Genomic DNA, 16,413 nt, shown 5'->3' with positions numbered 1-16,413 from the left:
AGCCAAAAAGCGCGCCGTGACAGAGGCCGCGCCATTTCCAAGGAGCAAGAAAGCAAAAGGGCTTGAGCAGTTATGCTCAAGCCCTTGAAACTTATGGTGCGCTCGGAGCGATTCGAACGCCCGACCCTTAGATTCGTAGTCTAATGCTCTATCCAGCTGAGCTACGAGCGCACTGTGAGCGGGGATTTAGACGCAGCGTTCGGGCTTTGCAAGGGCGAAAGCGAATTAACTTGTCTGATCGCCCGGACCAATTGCCTTGGGAAGGCGGATGACGAATTCCGTCCCTTCGGCATCGCTGCGTGTCAGCTCCAATCGTCCACCATGTCCGCGCACCAATTCGGCTGCGATGGCCAGGCCCAGACCCGTGCCACCGGCACGAGCGCCGCCCTGAAAGGCTGCAAATAGATGCTCGCGGGCTTTGGGTGGCAGGCCGGGGCCGGAATCGCCGACGTGGATCCACCATTCCGCATCAGTTTCCCCGCCCGAGATTTCGATCGTGCCGTCGCGTCCGGTGGCTTCGATCGCCTGCCGGGCGTTTCGGACAAGGTTCGACAGGACGCGGTGCAACTGCTCCTCGTCGGCCCGAATTGTCAGGCTGGGGGCCACGTCGAGGACGCAGGTGACCGGACCCTGTCCGGCCAACCCCTCGCCGTCCACCAGATCCTCGACCCAGGGGCGCAGCGGGAACCGCGTCAGCCGGGGAGGCGCTTCCTCGGCCTTGCCGAAGGCGAGGGTTGATTCGCACAGGTTCACGGCCCGGCTGATCGAGTTGACCAGCTTGGGCGCAGCACGGGCGACGGCAGGGTCAGCGCTGCCTTCGATCCGGTCGGCGAAAAGCTGGGCAGTCGTCAGGATGTTGCGCAGGTCGTGGGCAATCTTGGCCACGGCGCTGCCCAGTTGGGCCAGACGTTCCTTCTGGCGCAGCGCGCTGGTCAGCTGGGTCTGCATGCTTTGCAGCGCCTCTTCGGCCACGCGAAGTTCAACCACCCCGGCCGTGGGTTCAATGACGCGCCGCGCGTCCTCGGGCGCCTCGGCATAAGCCTGCATGTGGCGCACCACGCGGCGGATCGGCAGCACCATCAGCTGGCGCACCGCGCCGAACAACAAGACCGCAGTCACTGCGGAAATCAGCGCCGACAGGCCAAGGATGCGCAAGCCATAGTCCACCATCGCCATGCGCAGCGGGCCGGACTGCAGCGTAATCTCGATCAGGATACCGCCGTCCTGCACGGGATAGCCGATCACCCGGATCACGGCACTTTGCGTCTGGAACAGCGCGGCGGTGGCATCGCGAATCAACTCCCACGGGCCGGCCTCGCGCAGGTCATAGGTGGCCACGATCGGGGAGGGAATCGGCGAGGACAGCACAAGTTGACGCACCTGATCGCGACGCAGGACGATGTTGTACGCCTCGGCATTCTTCAGCAGCTCTGCCTCAAGCTGGGGCGAAACCGCATCGGGCGAGGCCAATTGGGCCAGTGAAGCGATCTGCGCCTCTTTCAGCCGGGTCAGCAGGAAATCGGCCCGGAACCGCGCGATGGAGGGGACGAAAATCATCACCTCGGCCAAGAGGACAAAGGCCACGGTCAGAAGCAGAAACCGCCCCGACAGCGTGTTGAAAAATCCGCCCCTGTCGCGCACCAGACCCAAACCCCTTTACGGCAGGATCCGTTGAACGACCCTGACAACCCACTTTATGACAGGGCTATCAAAGAGGCGCGGGGAAAAATAGGCTCCTGCAGCTCGTTTGGAGATTTCACCCAAGGTTGGATAGGGGGCAACCATGCCCGCGACGGCGGAGAGCTTGACGCCGGCCGACAAGACCAGGGACCACAGGCCGATCTGCTCGCCGGCGTGGGCGCCGACCAGCGTGACGCCGACCGGCCTGCCCTTGACGATCATCAGCTTGAGAAAGCCTTCCGGGGTCTCATCCGTGACCGCCCGGTCCATATCGGCGACGTCCACACGCTGCACGGTCAGCGCCGCGCCGTGGGTCTTGCGCGCCTCGGTCTCGGTCGGGCCGATCTGGGCGAGTTCGGGTTCGCAGTAGGTCACCCGGGGTATTGGCGCGCTGGCCTTGGCCGGCAGGCCCAGAACCGCCTGCCGCAGGACGATTCCGGCATGATACCCCGCCAGATGGGTAAACTGACCCAACCCCGCTGCATCGCCGATCGCATAGACCCTGCGGTTGGAGGTGCGCAGGCTGGCATTCACCACAACCCCGGCGTCATTCACGCGCACGCCAGCTGCCTTGGGGTGCAGTTGATCCAGCGCGGGACGGCGGCCCAAGGCCAGCAACAGATGGCTGCCCGCGATGACCGCGCCATCTGACAGGGTCAGGTCAAAGCCGTTCGCGGCAGGTGCCACGGAACTTGCCCTTCGCCCCTCAAGGATGACCACGCCCTCCGCCGACAAGCGGGCTTGCACGACGGCGACGGCCGCGGCATCATCTTGGCCCATGATCCGGCTGCGGGCGATGACGGTGACCATCGATCCCAGCCGCCGAAATGCCTGAGCCATCTCGACAGCCACCGGACCGCCGCCAAGGATGACAAGGTGGCGGGGGCGTTCGGTCAGGGAGAAGAGGGTTTCGTTGGTGTGATAGGGCACAAGGTCCAGTCCCGGCAAATCCGGCACGACGGGATGTGCACCCGTGGCAATGACAAAGCGCCGGGCGGTGATGATCTGGCCCGCCACGGTGACGTGGCCGGGGCCGGTGAACCGGGCCCAACCGCGAATCACGCGGACCCCCAGCCCTTCAAAGCGCTCCTGACTGTCATGTGGGGCGATGGTTGCGATCGCCCTGCGCACATGGGCCATGACAGCTGCGAAATCCACCGCAGGCTCTGCCCCGGCCACGCCCATCCCGCCCTGCCGTGCCATCTGCGCCAATTTGGCCGCTGCCAGCAGCGCCTTGGACGGCACGCATCCGTAATTGAGGCAATCGCCCCCCATCGCGCCGCCTTCGATCAGCGTCACGCGTGCGCCCAACTGTACTGCCCCGGACGCGATGACCAATCCGCCGGAGCCCGCGCCGATCACGCAAAGGTCCGTGTCAAACTGCGCCATCTTTGCCCTTGCGACGGTTGAGCAGCTTGATCACCAGCGGGGCTGCCGACAGCAAGGCCAAGCCCGTCAATGGCAAAGCAAAGGCCGGGGTGAACAGGATTTGCAGGTTAGGATGCTCTCCGCGCGCAAAGACATCGCCCAGACCCGCGCCCAACTGGGTGTAGACAAGGTCAGCCGGAATGATTCCGAAGAAGGTCGTTATGGCGAAGGTCCAGAACCGGACCCCCACAAGCGCAGGCACCAGATTGGCGACAAAGAACGGCATCACCGGGATCAGCCGCATGGTCAAAAGCACCGTGACCTGATGTTCTTTCAAAGCTGCCTGCAACCGGGCCACGGCGCCGCCGCGTGCTTCGATCCGTGCGGCGATGTCGTGGCCAAAGCCGGTCCGCGCCGCCGAGAAGACAATCAAGGCGCCCGTGGTTGCCGAGATCACGTTGTAGATGACGCCGGGAAACAGCCCGAACAGGAAGCCCCCCGCCAGCGTCAGGACGATCGCGCCGGGCACCGAGATGATGACGACCAGCGTGTACAGAAGGATAAATCCAAGGCTGGTCGCCAGATAATGGGCATCGCGCAGCGCGATCAGGCTTTGCCGGTTTTGCTCCAGGCGGTCAAAGCTCAGCCAATGCCGGAAAAACACCAGCGCCACGACGGCCGCCAGCGCAATCAGCAGGATGGGCGCCCTGCGCAGCACACGGGAGGCAAAGCTGTCAATCGGTGTCATGGTCATCGTCATTCCTTGGCCTGTCTTACATGGGTCTAACAGAGTGCCTTTGCCAGACCCAGCACGGGCACATGAAACCAAGATGGCAAGGGATCGGCAAAAAGGTGACGGCGGCGGGTTTCTGACAGGCTGACAGGGCTGCGTGACAGAAATGTTGCACCGATCCGCCGGGCGTCGTTGACTTGGGCCTGAACCCTGCTTAAAGGACGGGCCTCAAAGTGAAGTGCCTTCCGAATCCATCCGGGTTTGGGGCGAAGTCTGATGGAGATCGCGATGAAGCGTACGTTCCAACCGTCGAACCTGGTTCGCGCCCGCCGCCACGGCTTCCGCGCCCGTATGGCTACCAAAGGTGGTCGTCTTGTGCTGAATGCCCGCCGCGCACGTGGCCGCAAGAAGCTGTCGGCCTAAGATCTGCCCGGCCCTTTCGCGGGCTGGCTGATGGAGGCGCGAATGACACCGCCGAGGCCCTCGGACCACCGGGATGAAACGCCCGTGACCGAGCCGCCTGCGGCGGTTTTGTCATGGTCGCTTCCCGTGATCCAGCACCGTGCCGACTTCCTGCGCGCCGCTCAGGGCCGAAAGGCCGGGACCGGAGGGTTTCTGCTGCAGGCCCGCGCCCGCGAGGATGGATCGGATGTCACCCGCGTCGGCTTCACCGCCTCCAAGAAGATCGGCAACGCCGTCTTCCGCAATCGCGCCAAGCGCAGGATGCGGGCGCTCGCACGCGAGGTTCTGGCTGCAGCCGCGCGCCCCGGCTGGGATTACGTGCTGGTGGCCAAACCCAATGCGACGGTCAGCCGCGACTATGCCCTCTTGCAGGATGACCTGCGCAGCGCCATTTCCATGGTCCATCGCGAGAAATCTGCGGACCGTAAATGACCACGCCATGACCCCGGCCGCCTATATCCTGTCCCTTCCCGTCCGCGCCTATCGTTTGGTGCTGAGCCCATATGTCGGCCACGGCTGCCGCTACCAGCCGACCTGCTCGGTCTATGCGCTGGACGCGCTGGAGCGGCACGGGGCGATCAGAGGTGGCTGGCTGGCCCTGCGCAGGATAGGCCGCTGTCACCCTTGGGGCGGCACGGGATATGATCCTGTGCCGGGGGCAGACCCCCGGCACGATCACCGGCCCTGATTACTGCTTTTCAAAACTGATGCTGACGTCGCCCAAAGTGACGCCGTATTTCATCATGTAGGCCCGGTTGAAGGCCCGGTTGTCCGACAACAACCAGATCCAGTCGTCAAAGCTGACCCGCGTCGTCGTTGTGGGTTCGCCAGCCTTGGTCACCGGAAGATCGATCGTGTATTTCCAGTTGAAGCGGTCACCCTTGACCTCTCCCTTGGCCACGCCGATCACGCCGGGCGCCGTTCCCTCCCAGGTCGTCTCGCCGGTCTTGTGCAGGGTCCAGACACGTTGCTCGGTTGATCCGTCCTCGTAGACGAAATCCTCGACCAGCTTCAGGTTCGTGCCATCCCAATGGCCATTGATCTTGACCTCGAACTGACGGCGCACGGTGCCAAGGATGTCCTGGAACTGGCCGTGCGCGACAAACTGGCCGTCAAAGAACTTCTCCAGCTCGAACTTGCGGTTCGACAGGCTTGGGTCGTTGAAGGATGGGTGACCCGTGCAAGACGCCAGCAGAGCAAAGCTCAGCGACAGCACCGTCGCCAGCCCAAGACCAATGTTCAGTTTAGAGGGTCGCATGATGTTCTCCGGGGGTTTTGAATTGATACGGGGCAAGGCGTCTACTGGATGCGTTTTCCTTCTAAAGCAAACATCGGTTCGATGGGCTGACCCTAGGCAATGCACGCACATTCTGGCATAGGCTGCCGCAAAGAGGTGCCCCATGCTCGACAATGAAACCGATCTGGACGACGCCAAAGACCCTGATGGCTCAGAGATCCATCCCCTGTTCCACGGCGCCCCGCAGACACACGAATTCCGCAAGCTGCGCCAGCGTCTTGTGCGCGAGGTGCGGGCCGCCATCGACACCTATGGCATGATCGAACGTGGGGCCCGCTGGCTGGTGTGTCTGTCTGGCGGCAAGGACAGCTATACGCTTCTGGCCATTCTGACCGAGTTGAAATGGCGTGGCCTTCTGCCCGTGGATCTGCTGGCCTGCAATCTGGATCAGGGCCAGCCGGGCTTTCCGTCAACGGTTCTGCCGGAATTTCTTGCGCGCATGGGCGTGCCCCACCGTATCGAGTATCGGGACACCTATTCGGTCGTGACCTCGAAGATCAAACCGGGTGGCACCATGTGCAGCCTTTGCTCGCGTCTGCGGCGCGGCAACCTGTACCGGGTGGCGCGCGAAGAGGGGTGCTCGGCGGTGATCCTTGGCCATCACCGCGATGATATCCTTGAGACATTCTTCATGAACCTGTTCCACGGCGGCCGTCTGGCCTCGATGCCGCCGAAGCTGGTGAACGAAGATGGCGACCTGTTCGTCTACCGCCCGCTGGCGTTCGTCGCCGAAGCCGACTGCGACCAATTCGCCCGGGCCATGAATTATCCGATCATACCATGTGACCTGTGCGGGTCACAGGAAGGGCTGCAGCGGGCGCAGGTCAAGAAGCTCCTGGACGAGTGGGAGGCCCGCAGTCCAGGTCGCCGGCAGGTGATGTTCCGCTCTTTGACCAACGTGCGCCCGTCGCATCTGGCCGATCCGAACCTGTTCGATTTTGCCGGGCTGATCCGCAATCCGGTCGAAATTGCCGATAATCCTCCACAACTTCGGGATGAGGATTAACGATCAGTTTGCAATCGGGCCCTAGGTTTCCCCTGACGCGGACGGCCCTCCGCGCCAGACAGGGAGCCAGCCTATGACCTTTCGTCCGCGCAGCCACGCCATCTCGCAAGGTCTTGCCGCATTGCGCTGGCTGGGTGGGCAGTTCCGCCGACCCGAATTGATGGTCTTCGTGCCCGCCCTGACGCTTGCCGCCTTCTGGCTGGGCGGAGAGCGGACCCTGATCGTCACGGCCCTTGGCGCGCCGCTGATTTTCGTGATTGCCGGGGCCTTCCGGACGACGACCGGTTCGCAGATGCTGCTGCCCGACGCGTTGAACGGATTGGCCCTGCGCCCGCAAATCATCGGCATGATGGACAAGATCCTGCGGGATGCCATGGTCACCGGCACCACCACGGCCTGTGCGGTGGTCCAGTTCGATGATATGGATGATTTGATCGATCGTCACGGCCGTGCGGCCCAGACCGAAATCTTGACACGTTGCGCGGAACGGATGTGCGCGGCCCTGCGCACCGGCGACATCGTGGCACGGCTGGAAGGCGGCGGATTTGCGGTGGCCTTGGGTCCGGTGCGCCGGCTTGATCTGGAAATCGCCGTTCAGCTGTGCGCCCGCCTTCAGTCCGCCCTGACCGCGCCCATCAGCCTGAACGGCGCGCGCGTTTACCTCACGGCCTCGGTCGGCTTCTGCCTTGGAGAACGGTCTCCGCAGCCCAACGGCAGCGCCCTGCTGGACGCCGCCCAGGTCGCAGCAGACGAAGCCTTGCGCAACGGTCCCGGCGCCATCCGCGCCTATGCCCCTGACATGACCAGAACCCGCGCCGACCGCGATGCCTTGCGCGAAGATCTGGAAACCGCCCTGGACGAGGGGCAAATTCGGGCGCATTTCCAGCCGCAGATCTCAACCGACACCGGGGCGATTTCCGGGTTCGAGGCCTTGGCCCGCTGGCACCACCCAAGCCGCGGTCTGATCGCCCCCGCCGATTTTCTGCCCGCCATCGAAGATTGCGGCCTGTCTTCTCGCCTGGGCGAGGTGATGGTTTACAACGCGCTGATGGCCGTCAGCCGCTGGGACAAGGCCGGCTTCAAGGTGCCGACGGTGGCGGTCAACTTCTCAAAGTCGGAACTGCGCAGCCCTGGCCTTGCCAGCAAGCTGAAATGGGAACTGGACCGCTTCAGCTTGCCCCCGGACCGCCTGACGGTTGAGATACTGGAAACCGTGGTGGCAGAGACCGACAACGACGTCGTCGTGTCCAACATTGCCGCGATTGCCCAGATGGGTTGCGGCGTTGATCTGGACGATTTCGGGACCGGTCACGCCTCGATCACCTCGATCCGTCGGTTTCAGGTGCGCCGCATCAAGATCGACCGCAGCTTCGTGACCCGCGTCGATGAGGATCGCGAACAACAGAAGATCGTCTCGGCTGTCCTGTCCATGGCGGAACGTCTGGGAATGGAGACGCTCGCCGAAGGCGTGGAAACCCCGGGCGAGCATGCGATGCTGGCGCAACTGGGCTGCGGCCATGTGCAGGGCTTCGGCATCGCCCGCCCCATGCCTGTGGAGGAGACGATGGACTGGATAAGCCGTCATCTTGCACGTCAAACGAGCACACCGCGCATTGGCAACCGCGCCCGGTGACAGGTGCCGCCTGTCCAGACACAGGGCCTCTGGGTGGGCAAACTTGGCAAAAGGCCGTATTCTGGCCCTTCTTGAAAGGGAGTCCTGCCTGCCTCACCGGGTTTGAGGCGAAAGCGCTTGACCTTTCACCCCCCCTGTCGTTGAAGGTCGCCTGATTCAGCTTAGAAACGGCGGCAGTCCCAATGGACGATCAGAACAAGAACCTCATCCTCGCAACTGTGCTATCAGCGCTGGTCATCGTGATCTGGTTTGTCGCCGGACCGATGCTTTTTCCCACGTGGTTCCCCGCTGACACGCCACCGAACCTGAACGCGCTTCCGGCGGAAACCGCAGCGGCCCCCGCGACAACCGCGCCGGCAACCGCGGGCACGGCGAGTGCGCCGGCTACGTTGGCCGCCACGGCGACTCCCGAAGCGCCGCGCGTCACCATCGACACGCCGAAACTCTCGGGGTCGATCTCGATGCTTGGCGGGCGGATTGATGATCTGTCGCTCAAGACATACCACATGACGGTGGACCCCAAGTCCGATACCGTTCGTCTCCTGTCGCCCGAAGGCAAGGACAAGCCCTACTACGCTGTCTTCGGCTTCCGCGCCGGCGATGGTCTGGACCCCAAGGATGTTCCCGGATTTGACACCCAGTGGACCCCGCTGGGCGGAACGCTTGACCCCGATCATCCGATCAAACTGACCTGGTCCAACACCAAGGGCCTGGTGTTTGTGCGCACCATCGCCGTCGACACCAATTTCATGTTCACAGTGACCGACGAGGTCCAGAACAACGGGACTGCCGCCGCCAAACTGGCTCCGATCGGCGTGATTGCCCGCCGCGGTCTGCCCAAACTGGAAGGCGTCTACGTCGTGCATGAAGGCCCGGTCCGCCGCATCGACGGCGATCTGGAGGAATCGAAGTATTCTGCTGTGCCAAGCCTGCCCGATTTTGAAGGCGCCAAAGGGCAATCCATCGTGTCCAAAGGCGATGGCTGGACCGGCTTCACCGATCACTACTGGATGACCACGCTGATCCCCGACCAGGGCAAGCCCTTCACGGCCGTGACAAAATACACGCCTGACGCCGACATCTATCAGGCCGAAGTGCGCGAGCCGCTGATGACGGTTGCACCTGGCGCCTCGGCGACGTCCTCGATCCGCTTCTTCGCCGGTGCCAAGGAATGGGAAACGATCTCGGCCTATGAAAACAACCCCGGCTGGTTGTCGCGTCTGTTCGGGGCCAAGATCGACCCGAGCAAGGCGCCGATCCCCGGCTTCATCGACTCGATCGATTGGGGCTGGTTCTTCTTCCTGACCAAGCCGATCTTCTTCGTGCTGCATGCCATGCACGGTTTCCTGGGCAACATGGGCCTGGCGATCATCGGCCTGACCTTCATCCTGAAGCTGCTGGTGCTGCCCCTGGCCTACAAGAGCTATGTCTCGATGGCCCGCATGAAGGAACTGCAGCCCGAGATGGAGGCCTTGAAGGCAAAAGCGGGGGAAGACAAGGCCAAGCTGCAGCGCGACATGATGGCGCTTTATAAGGAGAAGAAGGTGAACCCGGCGGCGGGCTGCTTGCCGATCTTCTTCCAGATCCCGATTTTCTTCAGCCTTTACAAGGTGATCTACAACACCATCGAACTGCGCCAGTCTTCGTTCGTGGGCTGGATCACCGACCTGTCGCAGCCCGACACCTCGACCCTGTTCAACTTCTTCGGCTTGCTGCCCTGGGGCGCGCCGGATGCGACCAGCATCCTGCACACCGTCTTCATCGGGCTGTTGCCGATCCTGTTGGGCATCTCGATGTGGCTGCAGCAAAAGCTGAACCCGGCCCCTGCCGATCAGGCGCAGGCCCAGATCATGGCGTGGATGCCGTGGATCTTCATGTTCATGCTGGGACGGTTTGCGAGCGGTCTTGTGCTGTACTGGATCACAAACAACACGATTACCTTTACGCAACAGTACCTTATCATGTGGAGCCACGGTCGGCGGCCTGACATCTTTGGCAACATCCGGGCGGCGCGAAAGGCTGTTCCGGTGGCGGCGAACAGCGCGAAGGCCCCGAAGAAAAAATGACCGGTCGTCTGGCCCATATCTACCGCCACCCGATCAAGGCACACGGACGCGAGGCTCTCGCGTCCGTTGTGCTTTCGGCGGGCGCCTGCCTGCCGTGGGATCGTCGCTGGGCGGTGGCCCATGAAGCGGCGCAGATCAACCCCGGATGGAACGCGTGCAACAGCTTCCTGCGCGGGGTGAAATCGCCACAACTGATGGCGATGGAAGCGCAGTTTGATGAGGAAAATCAAACCGTTCATCTGTCTCATCCGCGGATCGGCGCACTTGCGATCAATCCGGATCTGGACGCGGATGCTGCCCGGTTGATCGATTGGGTGCGCCCGCTGATCCCGGAAGGCCGGGCGCAGGCGGTCAAGGTCGTGCGGTTTGATGGCGGTATGACCGACAACCCGGTTCCGACGGTGTCGATCCTGAATTTGGCCTCGCTGGCGGACCTGTCGGCGCGGATGGGGATGGACCTGTCGATCCACCGTTTCCGGGCGAATTTCTGGATTGATGGCGCAGCAGCCTGGCAGGAATTTGACTGGATTGGCAAACGCTTCGCCATAGGCGGCGCGGTTCTGGAAGTGTGTGAACGCATTGGCCGCTGCCGTGCGACCTGCGTCAACCCGGCCTCGGGTGAGGTGGAGGGCGAGACTTTGGCTGCCCTGACCGCCGCCTTCGGCCATACGGATTTCGGCATTTTTGCCAAGGTTATTCAAGGTGGTAGCGTAGCCTTGGGTGACGAATGGAGCGTGACATGAGCCTGACTTTCCCCTTGGCCGAAGAGCCTGAGTTTGACGCCAAGGAAAAGGGCCGCCTGCTGTTTGCCGGGCCGGTCGATTTCCTCAAGGGCGTCGTGGCCATGCAGCACATGCCGCCGGCCGATCGGCTGGAGGTTTGTTTTGCAGGCCGGTCGAACGTCGGGAAATCCAGTTTGATCAATGCCTTGACCGGGCGGAAGAACCTTGCGCGGGCCTCCAACACGCCGGGGCGGACGCAAGAGATCAACTTCTTCACCTTGGGCGAGGAACGCTATCTGGTCGACTTGCCCGGCTATGGCTATGCCGAGGCGCCGGTGGCCGTGGTTGCCAAGTGGCAAGCCCTTTTGAAACAATACCTTGCGGGCCGGCAGACCCTGCGCCGGGCCTTTGTGTTGATCGACACGCGGCATGGGGTCAAGGACGTGGACGAAGAGATTCTGACGCTTCTGGACCGCTCTGCCGTGACGTTTCAGGTGGTGATGACCAAGGCCGACAAGGTGAACGCCGCCACGCGCGAGGCCAATATCGCCCAAGTGCAGGGGGCGCTGAAGAAGCACCCGGCGGCCTTCAACGAGATCATCGTGACCTCGTCCGAAAAGGGCGAAGGGATCGAGACGTTGCGGGCGATCATCGCAACACTGGAATAACCGGCGAACGACGGTTTAACCGGCAGGAATCACTGGAAAATCGCAGTCATGACCGCGTAGGTCATGCGTCATGTATGCGTCGTTTTTCCGTAGTTACGCCCGCCGGCCTCGGCAGGCGTTAACGATGTGCGTGGCTCAGCCGATTTTTCTGCGAAAAATCGAGACTGCGAATTTTCGACGAAAATTCGGGTGCGGATTTTTCGTAGAAAAATCGTGGGTCAGACGTGCTGGGCGCCATTGACCTGAAGTTCGGCGCCGGAAATGTAGCTGGACTGGTCTGAACACAGGAACCAGATGGCGTCGGCCACTTCGCGGGGTTGGCCGAGGCGGTTCATCGGCAGCTTTTCCACGATCTTGTCGGTGCCCGGCGAAAGGATGGCGGTTTCGATCTCGCCGGGGGCGATGGCATTGACGCGGACACCAAGCGGGCCGAAGTCATGCGCCATTTCGCGGGTCAGGGCGGCGAGGGCGGCCTTTGACGTGGCATAGGCGGCCCCGGCAAACGGATGGACGCGGCTTCCGGCAATCGAGGTGACGTTGACGACCGAGCCTTTGGCGGCCGAGAGTTCGTCCTTCAAGCCGCGCGCCAGAACGATGGAGGCGAAGAAGTTGACGTGAAAGACCTGGCCCCAGGTGCGCAGGTCCGTCGTCAGGGTCGACAGACGCGCGCCGCCCGGCCCCTTGGGGCTGATGCCGGCGTTGTTGACCAAGGCATCCAGGCGGCCGTTGATCTTGGACTTGATCACCTCCAGCCCGGCGATGGTCTTGTCGGGGCTGGCGAGGTCGATCTGGATGTGATTCTCCTCGCCGCCCGGCCAGGGGCAGCGCGCATCGAAGGGTTGGCGCGAACAGGTCAGAACACGCCAGCCTTCGGAGGAAAAGCGCTTGACGGTGGCATGGCCGATGCCACGCGACGCTCCGGTCAGGACGAGGGTTTTTTGATATGTCATGCAATCAGTCTAGACGGCTTGGCAGGGGGGCGCAAAGGCCTTAATTGAAGCCAAACCGTGGAGTTTCCAATGAAAGCCCAGACCGTGAGCCGCGTAGACGCCTTGACCACCGCCAAGATGCTGTCCGAGACCCTGCCCCATCTTCTGCGCTTCTCTGGCGCGGTGGTGGTGGTGAAGTTCGGCGGCAATGCGATGGGCGACGATGCCGCGATGGCAGAGTTTGCCCGCGACATCGTGCTGATGAAACAGGTCGGGGTGAACCCGGTGGTCGTGCACGGCGGCGGTCCGATGATCAACGACATGTTGAACAAGCTGGGGATCAAGAGCGAGTTTGTGCGCGGCAAGCGGGTGACGGACAAGGCGACGGTGCAAGTGGTCGAGATGATTCTGTCCGGTCTGGTCAACAAGCGGATCGTGCAGGCGATCATGGATGCGGGCGGGCGGGCTGTCGGGATTTCGGGCAAGGATGATGACCTGATGGTCTGCGTCGCGGATGACCCGGAGCTTGGCTATGTCGGACGGCCGGTGGAGATGAATGTGCAGGTGCTGCGTGATCTGTACACTGCCGGGATCATTCCGGTGGTGGCGCCGGTCGCGACGGGGATGGCGGACAACGAGACATTCAACGTGAACGGCGATACGGCGGCCGGGGCGATTGCGGGGGCCTTGAAGGCGGACCGTTTGCTGCTGCTGACCGATGTGCCGGGGGTCAAGAATGCTGCGGGCGAGGTGATGACCAACATCAGCCCGGATGAGATCCGCGCGATGATCGCCGATGGCACGATTGCCGGCGGGATGATCCCCAAGACCGAAACCGCGCTGCTGGCACTGGAGCAAGGCGTGCGGGCCGTGACGATTCTGGACGGACGGTTGCCCAATGCCTCGATCGTGGAGTTGTTCACGGATCATGGTGCGGGCAGCCAGATCCGCTCGACCCCGCCACGGGTCAAGCCGCATGTGAAGCGGGGATGATAGAGGCGCTGCTGGAGCCGCATTGGCTGGAAATTCTGGGCGGGTTTGCGGTGGCGGAGGGGGAGGAAGGCTTCCCCAAGGGCACGCGGACCTTGCTGCTTTTGGGCCCGAAGGAGCCGGGGTTCTGGGCGCATCTGCAGGCGCAGCCGGAGTGGGGCGGGCCGGACCCGGTGGACCGCTGGTCGCGGCGGGTGATCGGCACGGTGGCCTGTGATCTGGGGGCCAAGGCGCTGTTTCCCTTCGGTGGGCCGCCTTACCAGCCGTTTTATACCTGGGCTTTGCGAACGGGCCGGGTCTGGGACAGCCCGGTCAAGCTGTTGGTCCATGCATCACAAGGGCTGATGGTCAGCTTTCGCGGGGCTTTGGCGTTGAAAGAGGTGGTCGAGGTGCCCGAGCCGCTGCCGCAGCCCTGTGCGGCCTGCGCCAAGCCTTGTTTGAGCGCCTGCCCCGTGGGCGCCCTGAGCGGGGCGGGCTATGACGTGCCGGCCTGTCATCGCCATCTGGATGCGCCCGAGGGGGCGGAGTGCCTGAATGGCGGCTGTCTGGTGCGGCGCTCTTGCCCCGCAGGGGCGGGCTATGCAAGGATGGCCGAACAATCAGCCTATCATATGAGGCAGTTCCACCGATGAAGCGCTTGATCCTGACCCGCCATGCGAAGTCCAGCTGGGACGATCCCGCAACGCCAGACCACGACCGCCCGCTGAATGAGCGCGGCAAGGCGGCTGCGGCTGAACTGGGGGTCTGGTTGGCCTCTCGCGGCGATGTGCCGGGCGAGGTCCTGTGTTCGGACGCGCTGCGCACCCGCAAGACCTGGTCCGGCGTGGCCCCTGCCCTGCCGGGCACGCCGATCCTGAACCTGAAGCCGGCTTTGTACCATGCCGGGCCGGACGTGATGCTGGCGGTCTTGCGCCATGCGACGGCGGATTGCGTGATGATGATCGGGCATAACCCGGGCATCGCTGAATTTGCCGCCCGTCTGGTGGCGCGCGCGCCGCTGCATGACGAGTTCGGCCGCTATCCCACCGGTGCGACCCTGGTGGTGGATTTCAACGCGGAGTCCTGGGCCGATGTCGGCTTTGGCCAGGGTGCCGTGGTGGATTTCGTGGTGCCGAAGGAAGTGGTCACCGGCTGACGCGATCGGGGGCGGCGGCCATCTTTTGGCCGGCGCCCTGATCGACAGCAGCGCTAAAGTGCGGAAGCGCAATTCTTCACTTTGCTGAAGAAAATCTGTCACATGAGAGGGTTAGGCAGCGTTTACTTGATCTTTGCCCGATGGACCTCGCATCAAGCGAGCCTTGCAAAGGTCGTCATGAACGGAGCTTCACGTGACCCTTAAACATGCTTTCGGCGCGTCTGTCGTCGCCGCCCTTCTTCTGTCTGCCGCCATGGCGCATGCAGGTGGCCCTGCGGCCGTGGCCATCGCCCCGAGCCCGGCCGTGGCCCCCGCGCCCGCCGCAAAGCCCACGATGACCTTCGCCTTCGAGATCACCCCGGAATTCTATGCCTCTACCAAGGGCGGCAGCTATTCCACCGGCGATCTGGCCGACACCGTGGCCAAGCTGAGCCTGTCGAAAGCGCTGCCGAATGGGTTCAACCTGTCCGGCGCGCTGTCGATGGTGGCCCGCGAGCCTGACACCGCAGGCTCTGCCACGACCTATGACAGCGTGGAACTGAGCACCTCGTACAAGTTCAAGCTGGGCAGCGCCTGGTCGGTGACGCCGTCTGCGACGCTGGGCTATGCCTTTGGCGAACTGCCGAAGGTCAACCCGGCCAATGCCGCGGCCGCCGAGGCCTATTATGCGGTGGCTGTGGCTGCGGACTACAAGCTTGCACCGGGCCTGACCTGGAACGTGGTGAACGTGCGCTATCGCGACTCGTTCATCGGCAACTGGGCCACGCCGAAAATCTCGACCGGCGTGACCTTCGGGCTGGATGACACCAACTCGATCTATGCCAACATTGGCAAAAGCTGGAAGGATTCCGGCGCGGGCTACAAGAACGACAAGTTCGCGATCGCGTTCGGGCTGAAGCACGCGTTCTGATTCTGGCTTTGCGAAAAGACGCTGGGTGCGCCGCGCGCGCACCCAGCGTTCAATGACCGAGGATCTGGCTGAGGAACAGCTTGGTGCGGTCCGACTTCGGGTTGTTGAAGAACTCTCGCGGTTCGTTTTGTTCGACGATCTGGCCCTGATCCATGAAGATCACGCGGTTGGCCACGGCTTGGGCAAAGCCCATTTCGTGGGTGACGCAGAGCATGGTCATGCCCTCTTTGGCGAGGTCGATCATGGTGTCGAGCACCTCTTTGATCATCTCGGGGTCAAGGGCGGAGGTCGGTTCATCAAACAGCATGATGCGGGGGCGCATGCAAAGACTGCGGGCGATGGCGACGCGCTGCTGCTGGCCGCCCGACAGCTGGCCGGGGTATTTGTGGGCCTGCTCGGGGATTTTCACCTTGCCAAGGAAGTACATCGCGGTTTCCTCGGCCTCTTTTTTCGGGATCTTGCGGACCCAGATCGGCGCGAGTGTCAGGTTTTCCAGGATCGTCAGGTGCGGGAACAGGTTGAAGTGCTGGAACACCATGCCAACTTCGGAGCGGACCTTGTCGATGTTCTTCAGGTCATTGGTCAGTTCGGTGCCGTCGACGATGATCTGGCCCTGCTGATGTTCTTCCAGCCGGTTGATGCAGCGGATCAGGGTCGACTTGCCGGAGCCTGAGGGACCGCAGATCACGATCCGCTCGCCGCGTTGCACGGTCATGTTGATGTCGCGCAGCACGTGGAAGGTGCCGTACCACTTGTTCATGCCCGTGATCTGCACGGCCACTTCATCGGAGATTTTCAGCGCGGTTTCAGCCAT

General features: G+C 62.9%; 18 protein-coding genes and 1 tRNA gene. 12 read left to right on the top strand and 7 right to left on the bottom strand.

Annotated features, from left to right (window positions below; all coding sequences use genetic code 11):
* Positions 1-94: 94 nt before the first annotated feature.
* From AC1Y2B_RS11630 to AC1Y2B_RS11615, 4 genes are all read right to left on the bottom strand, one after another.
* Positions 95-171: transfer RNA gene (locus AC1Y2B_RS11630), tRNA-Arg, on the bottom strand.
* A 54-nt stretch (positions 172-225) separates the two neighbouring features.
* Complete coding sequence (locus tag AC1Y2B_RS11625; protein ID WP_482253255.1) at positions 226-1,641, bottom strand: sensor histidine kinase; 1,416 nt, start codon at positions 1,639-1,641, stop codon at positions 226-228.
* Between the two features lie 15 nt (positions 1,642-1,656).
* Positions 1,657-3,069, bottom strand: a complete 1,413-nt coding sequence (locus AC1Y2B_RS11620) for a dihydrolipoyl dehydrogenase family protein (RefSeq protein ID WP_482253254.1) — start codon at positions 3,067-3,069, stop codon at positions 1,657-1,659.
* Positions 3,056-3,802, bottom strand: a complete 747-nt coding sequence (locus tag AC1Y2B_RS11615; protein ID WP_482253253.1) for a TVP38/TMEM64 family protein — start codon at positions 3,800-3,802, stop codon at positions 3,056-3,058. Before AC1Y2B_RS11615 ends, AC1Y2B_RS11620 begins: the two co-directional genes overlap by 14 nt.
* 267 nt (positions 3,803-4,069) lie before the next feature.
* Between AC1Y2B_RS11615 and rpmH the strand changes: the two genes are divergently transcribed.
* The 3 genes from rpmH to yidD are packed head-to-tail and all read left to right on the top strand — an operon-like array spanning position 4,070 to position 4,931.
* Positions 4,070-4,204 carry a 50S ribosomal protein L34 gene (gene rpmH, locus AC1Y2B_RS11610; RefSeq protein WP_168776515.1) on the top strand — a complete coding sequence of 45 codons (135 nt, stop codon included), beginning with the start codon at positions 4,070-4,072 and terminating at the stop codon, positions 4,202-4,204.
* 42 nt (positions 4,205-4,246) lie between these two features.
* Positions 4,247-4,675, top strand: coding sequence for a ribonuclease P protein component (rnpA, locus tag AC1Y2B_RS11605; RefSeq protein WP_482253252.1), 429 nt, complete (start codon positions 4,247-4,249; stop codon positions 4,673-4,675).
* 7 nt (positions 4,676-4,682) lie between these two features.
* Entirely contained in the window at positions 4,683-4,931 is a 249-nt protein-coding gene (gene yidD, locus AC1Y2B_RS11600) for a membrane protein insertion efficiency factor YidD (protein ID WP_482253251.1), read from the top strand.
* Here the strand turns inward: yidD and AC1Y2B_RS11595 are convergent, their stop codons facing one another.
* Entirely contained in the window at positions 4,932-5,501 is a 570-nt protein-coding gene (locus AC1Y2B_RS11595; protein WP_482253250.1) for a DUF3833 family protein, read from the bottom strand.
* A gap of 142 nt (positions 5,502-5,643) precedes the next feature.
* Between AC1Y2B_RS11595 and ttcA the strand changes: the two genes are divergently transcribed.
* From ttcA to yihA, 5 genes are all read left to right on the top strand, one after another.
* Entirely contained in the window at positions 5,644-6,546 is a 903-nt protein-coding gene (ttcA, locus tag AC1Y2B_RS11590; protein ID WP_482253249.1) for a tRNA 2-thiocytidine(32) synthetase TtcA, read from the top strand.
* A gap of 73 nt (positions 6,547-6,619) precedes the next feature.
* Complete coding sequence (locus AC1Y2B_RS11585; protein WP_482253248.1) at positions 6,620-8,179, top strand: putative bifunctional diguanylate cyclase/phosphodiesterase; 1,560 nt, start codon at positions 6,620-6,622, stop codon at positions 8,177-8,179.
* A gap of 182 nt (positions 8,180-8,361) precedes the next feature.
* Positions 8,362-10,245, top strand: a complete 1,884-nt coding sequence (yidC, locus tag AC1Y2B_RS11580; protein ID WP_482253247.1) for a membrane protein insertase YidC — start codon at positions 8,362-8,364, stop codon at positions 10,243-10,245.
* Positions 10,242-10,988, top strand: a complete 747-nt coding sequence (locus AC1Y2B_RS11575) for an MOSC domain-containing protein (RefSeq protein WP_482253246.1) — start codon at positions 10,242-10,244, stop codon at positions 10,986-10,988. Before yidC ends, AC1Y2B_RS11575 begins: the two co-directional genes overlap by 4 nt.
* On the top strand, positions 10,985-11,635 hold the full coding sequence (gene yihA / locus AC1Y2B_RS11570) for a ribosome biogenesis GTP-binding protein YihA/YsxC (RefSeq protein WP_482253245.1): 651 nt from the start codon (positions 10,985-10,987) through the stop codon (positions 11,633-11,635). The genes AC1Y2B_RS11575 and yihA overlap by 4 nt, the downstream gene beginning before the upstream one ends.
* Before the next feature lie 218 nt (positions 11,636-11,853).
* Here the strand turns inward: yihA and AC1Y2B_RS11565 are convergent, their stop codons facing one another.
* On the bottom strand, positions 11,854-12,585 hold the full coding sequence (locus tag AC1Y2B_RS11565; protein ID WP_482253244.1) for an SDR family oxidoreductase: 732 nt from the start codon (positions 12,583-12,585) through the stop codon (positions 11,854-11,856).
* A 69-nt stretch (positions 12,586-12,654) separates the two neighbouring features.
* Here AC1Y2B_RS11565 and argB point away from each other — a divergent pair, with 69 nt between their 5' ends.
* The 4 genes from argB (at position 12,655) to AC1Y2B_RS11545 (ending at position 15,599) form a co-directional block, all read left to right on the top strand.
* Positions 12,655-13,557 (top strand): acetylglutamate kinase, encoded by a 903-nt coding sequence (argB, locus tag AC1Y2B_RS11560; RefSeq protein ID WP_482253243.1) that lies wholly within the window; start codon positions 12,655-12,657, stop codon positions 13,555-13,557.
* On the top strand, positions 13,554-14,186 hold the full coding sequence (locus tag AC1Y2B_RS11555; protein ID WP_482253242.1) for a ferredoxin: 633 nt from the start codon (positions 13,554-13,556) through the stop codon (positions 14,184-14,186). The genes argB and AC1Y2B_RS11555 overlap by 4 nt, the downstream gene beginning before the upstream one ends.
* Positions 14,183-14,689: a SixA phosphatase family protein gene (locus AC1Y2B_RS11550; RefSeq protein ID WP_482253241.1), complete on the top strand. Its 507-nt coding sequence runs from the start codon at positions 14,183-14,185 to the stop codon at positions 14,687-14,689. Before AC1Y2B_RS11555 ends, AC1Y2B_RS11550 begins: the two co-directional genes overlap by 4 nt.
* Before the next feature lie 193 nt (positions 14,690-14,882).
* Complete coding sequence (locus AC1Y2B_RS11545; protein WP_482253240.1) at positions 14,883-15,599, top strand: hypothetical protein; 717 nt, start codon at positions 14,883-14,885, stop codon at positions 15,597-15,599.
* 49 nt (positions 15,600-15,648) lie between these two features.
* Here the strand turns inward: AC1Y2B_RS11545 and AC1Y2B_RS11540 are convergent, their stop codons facing one another.
* A complete protein-coding gene (locus tag AC1Y2B_RS11540; RefSeq protein WP_482253239.1) occupies positions 15,649-16,413 on the bottom strand; it encodes an amino acid ABC transporter ATP-binding protein in 765 nt (254 codons plus the stop codon).

The sequence above is a fragment of the Stagnihabitans sp. genome, assembly GCF_964946895.1.
This window is presented reverse-complemented; position numbering and strand designations above follow the sequence as displayed.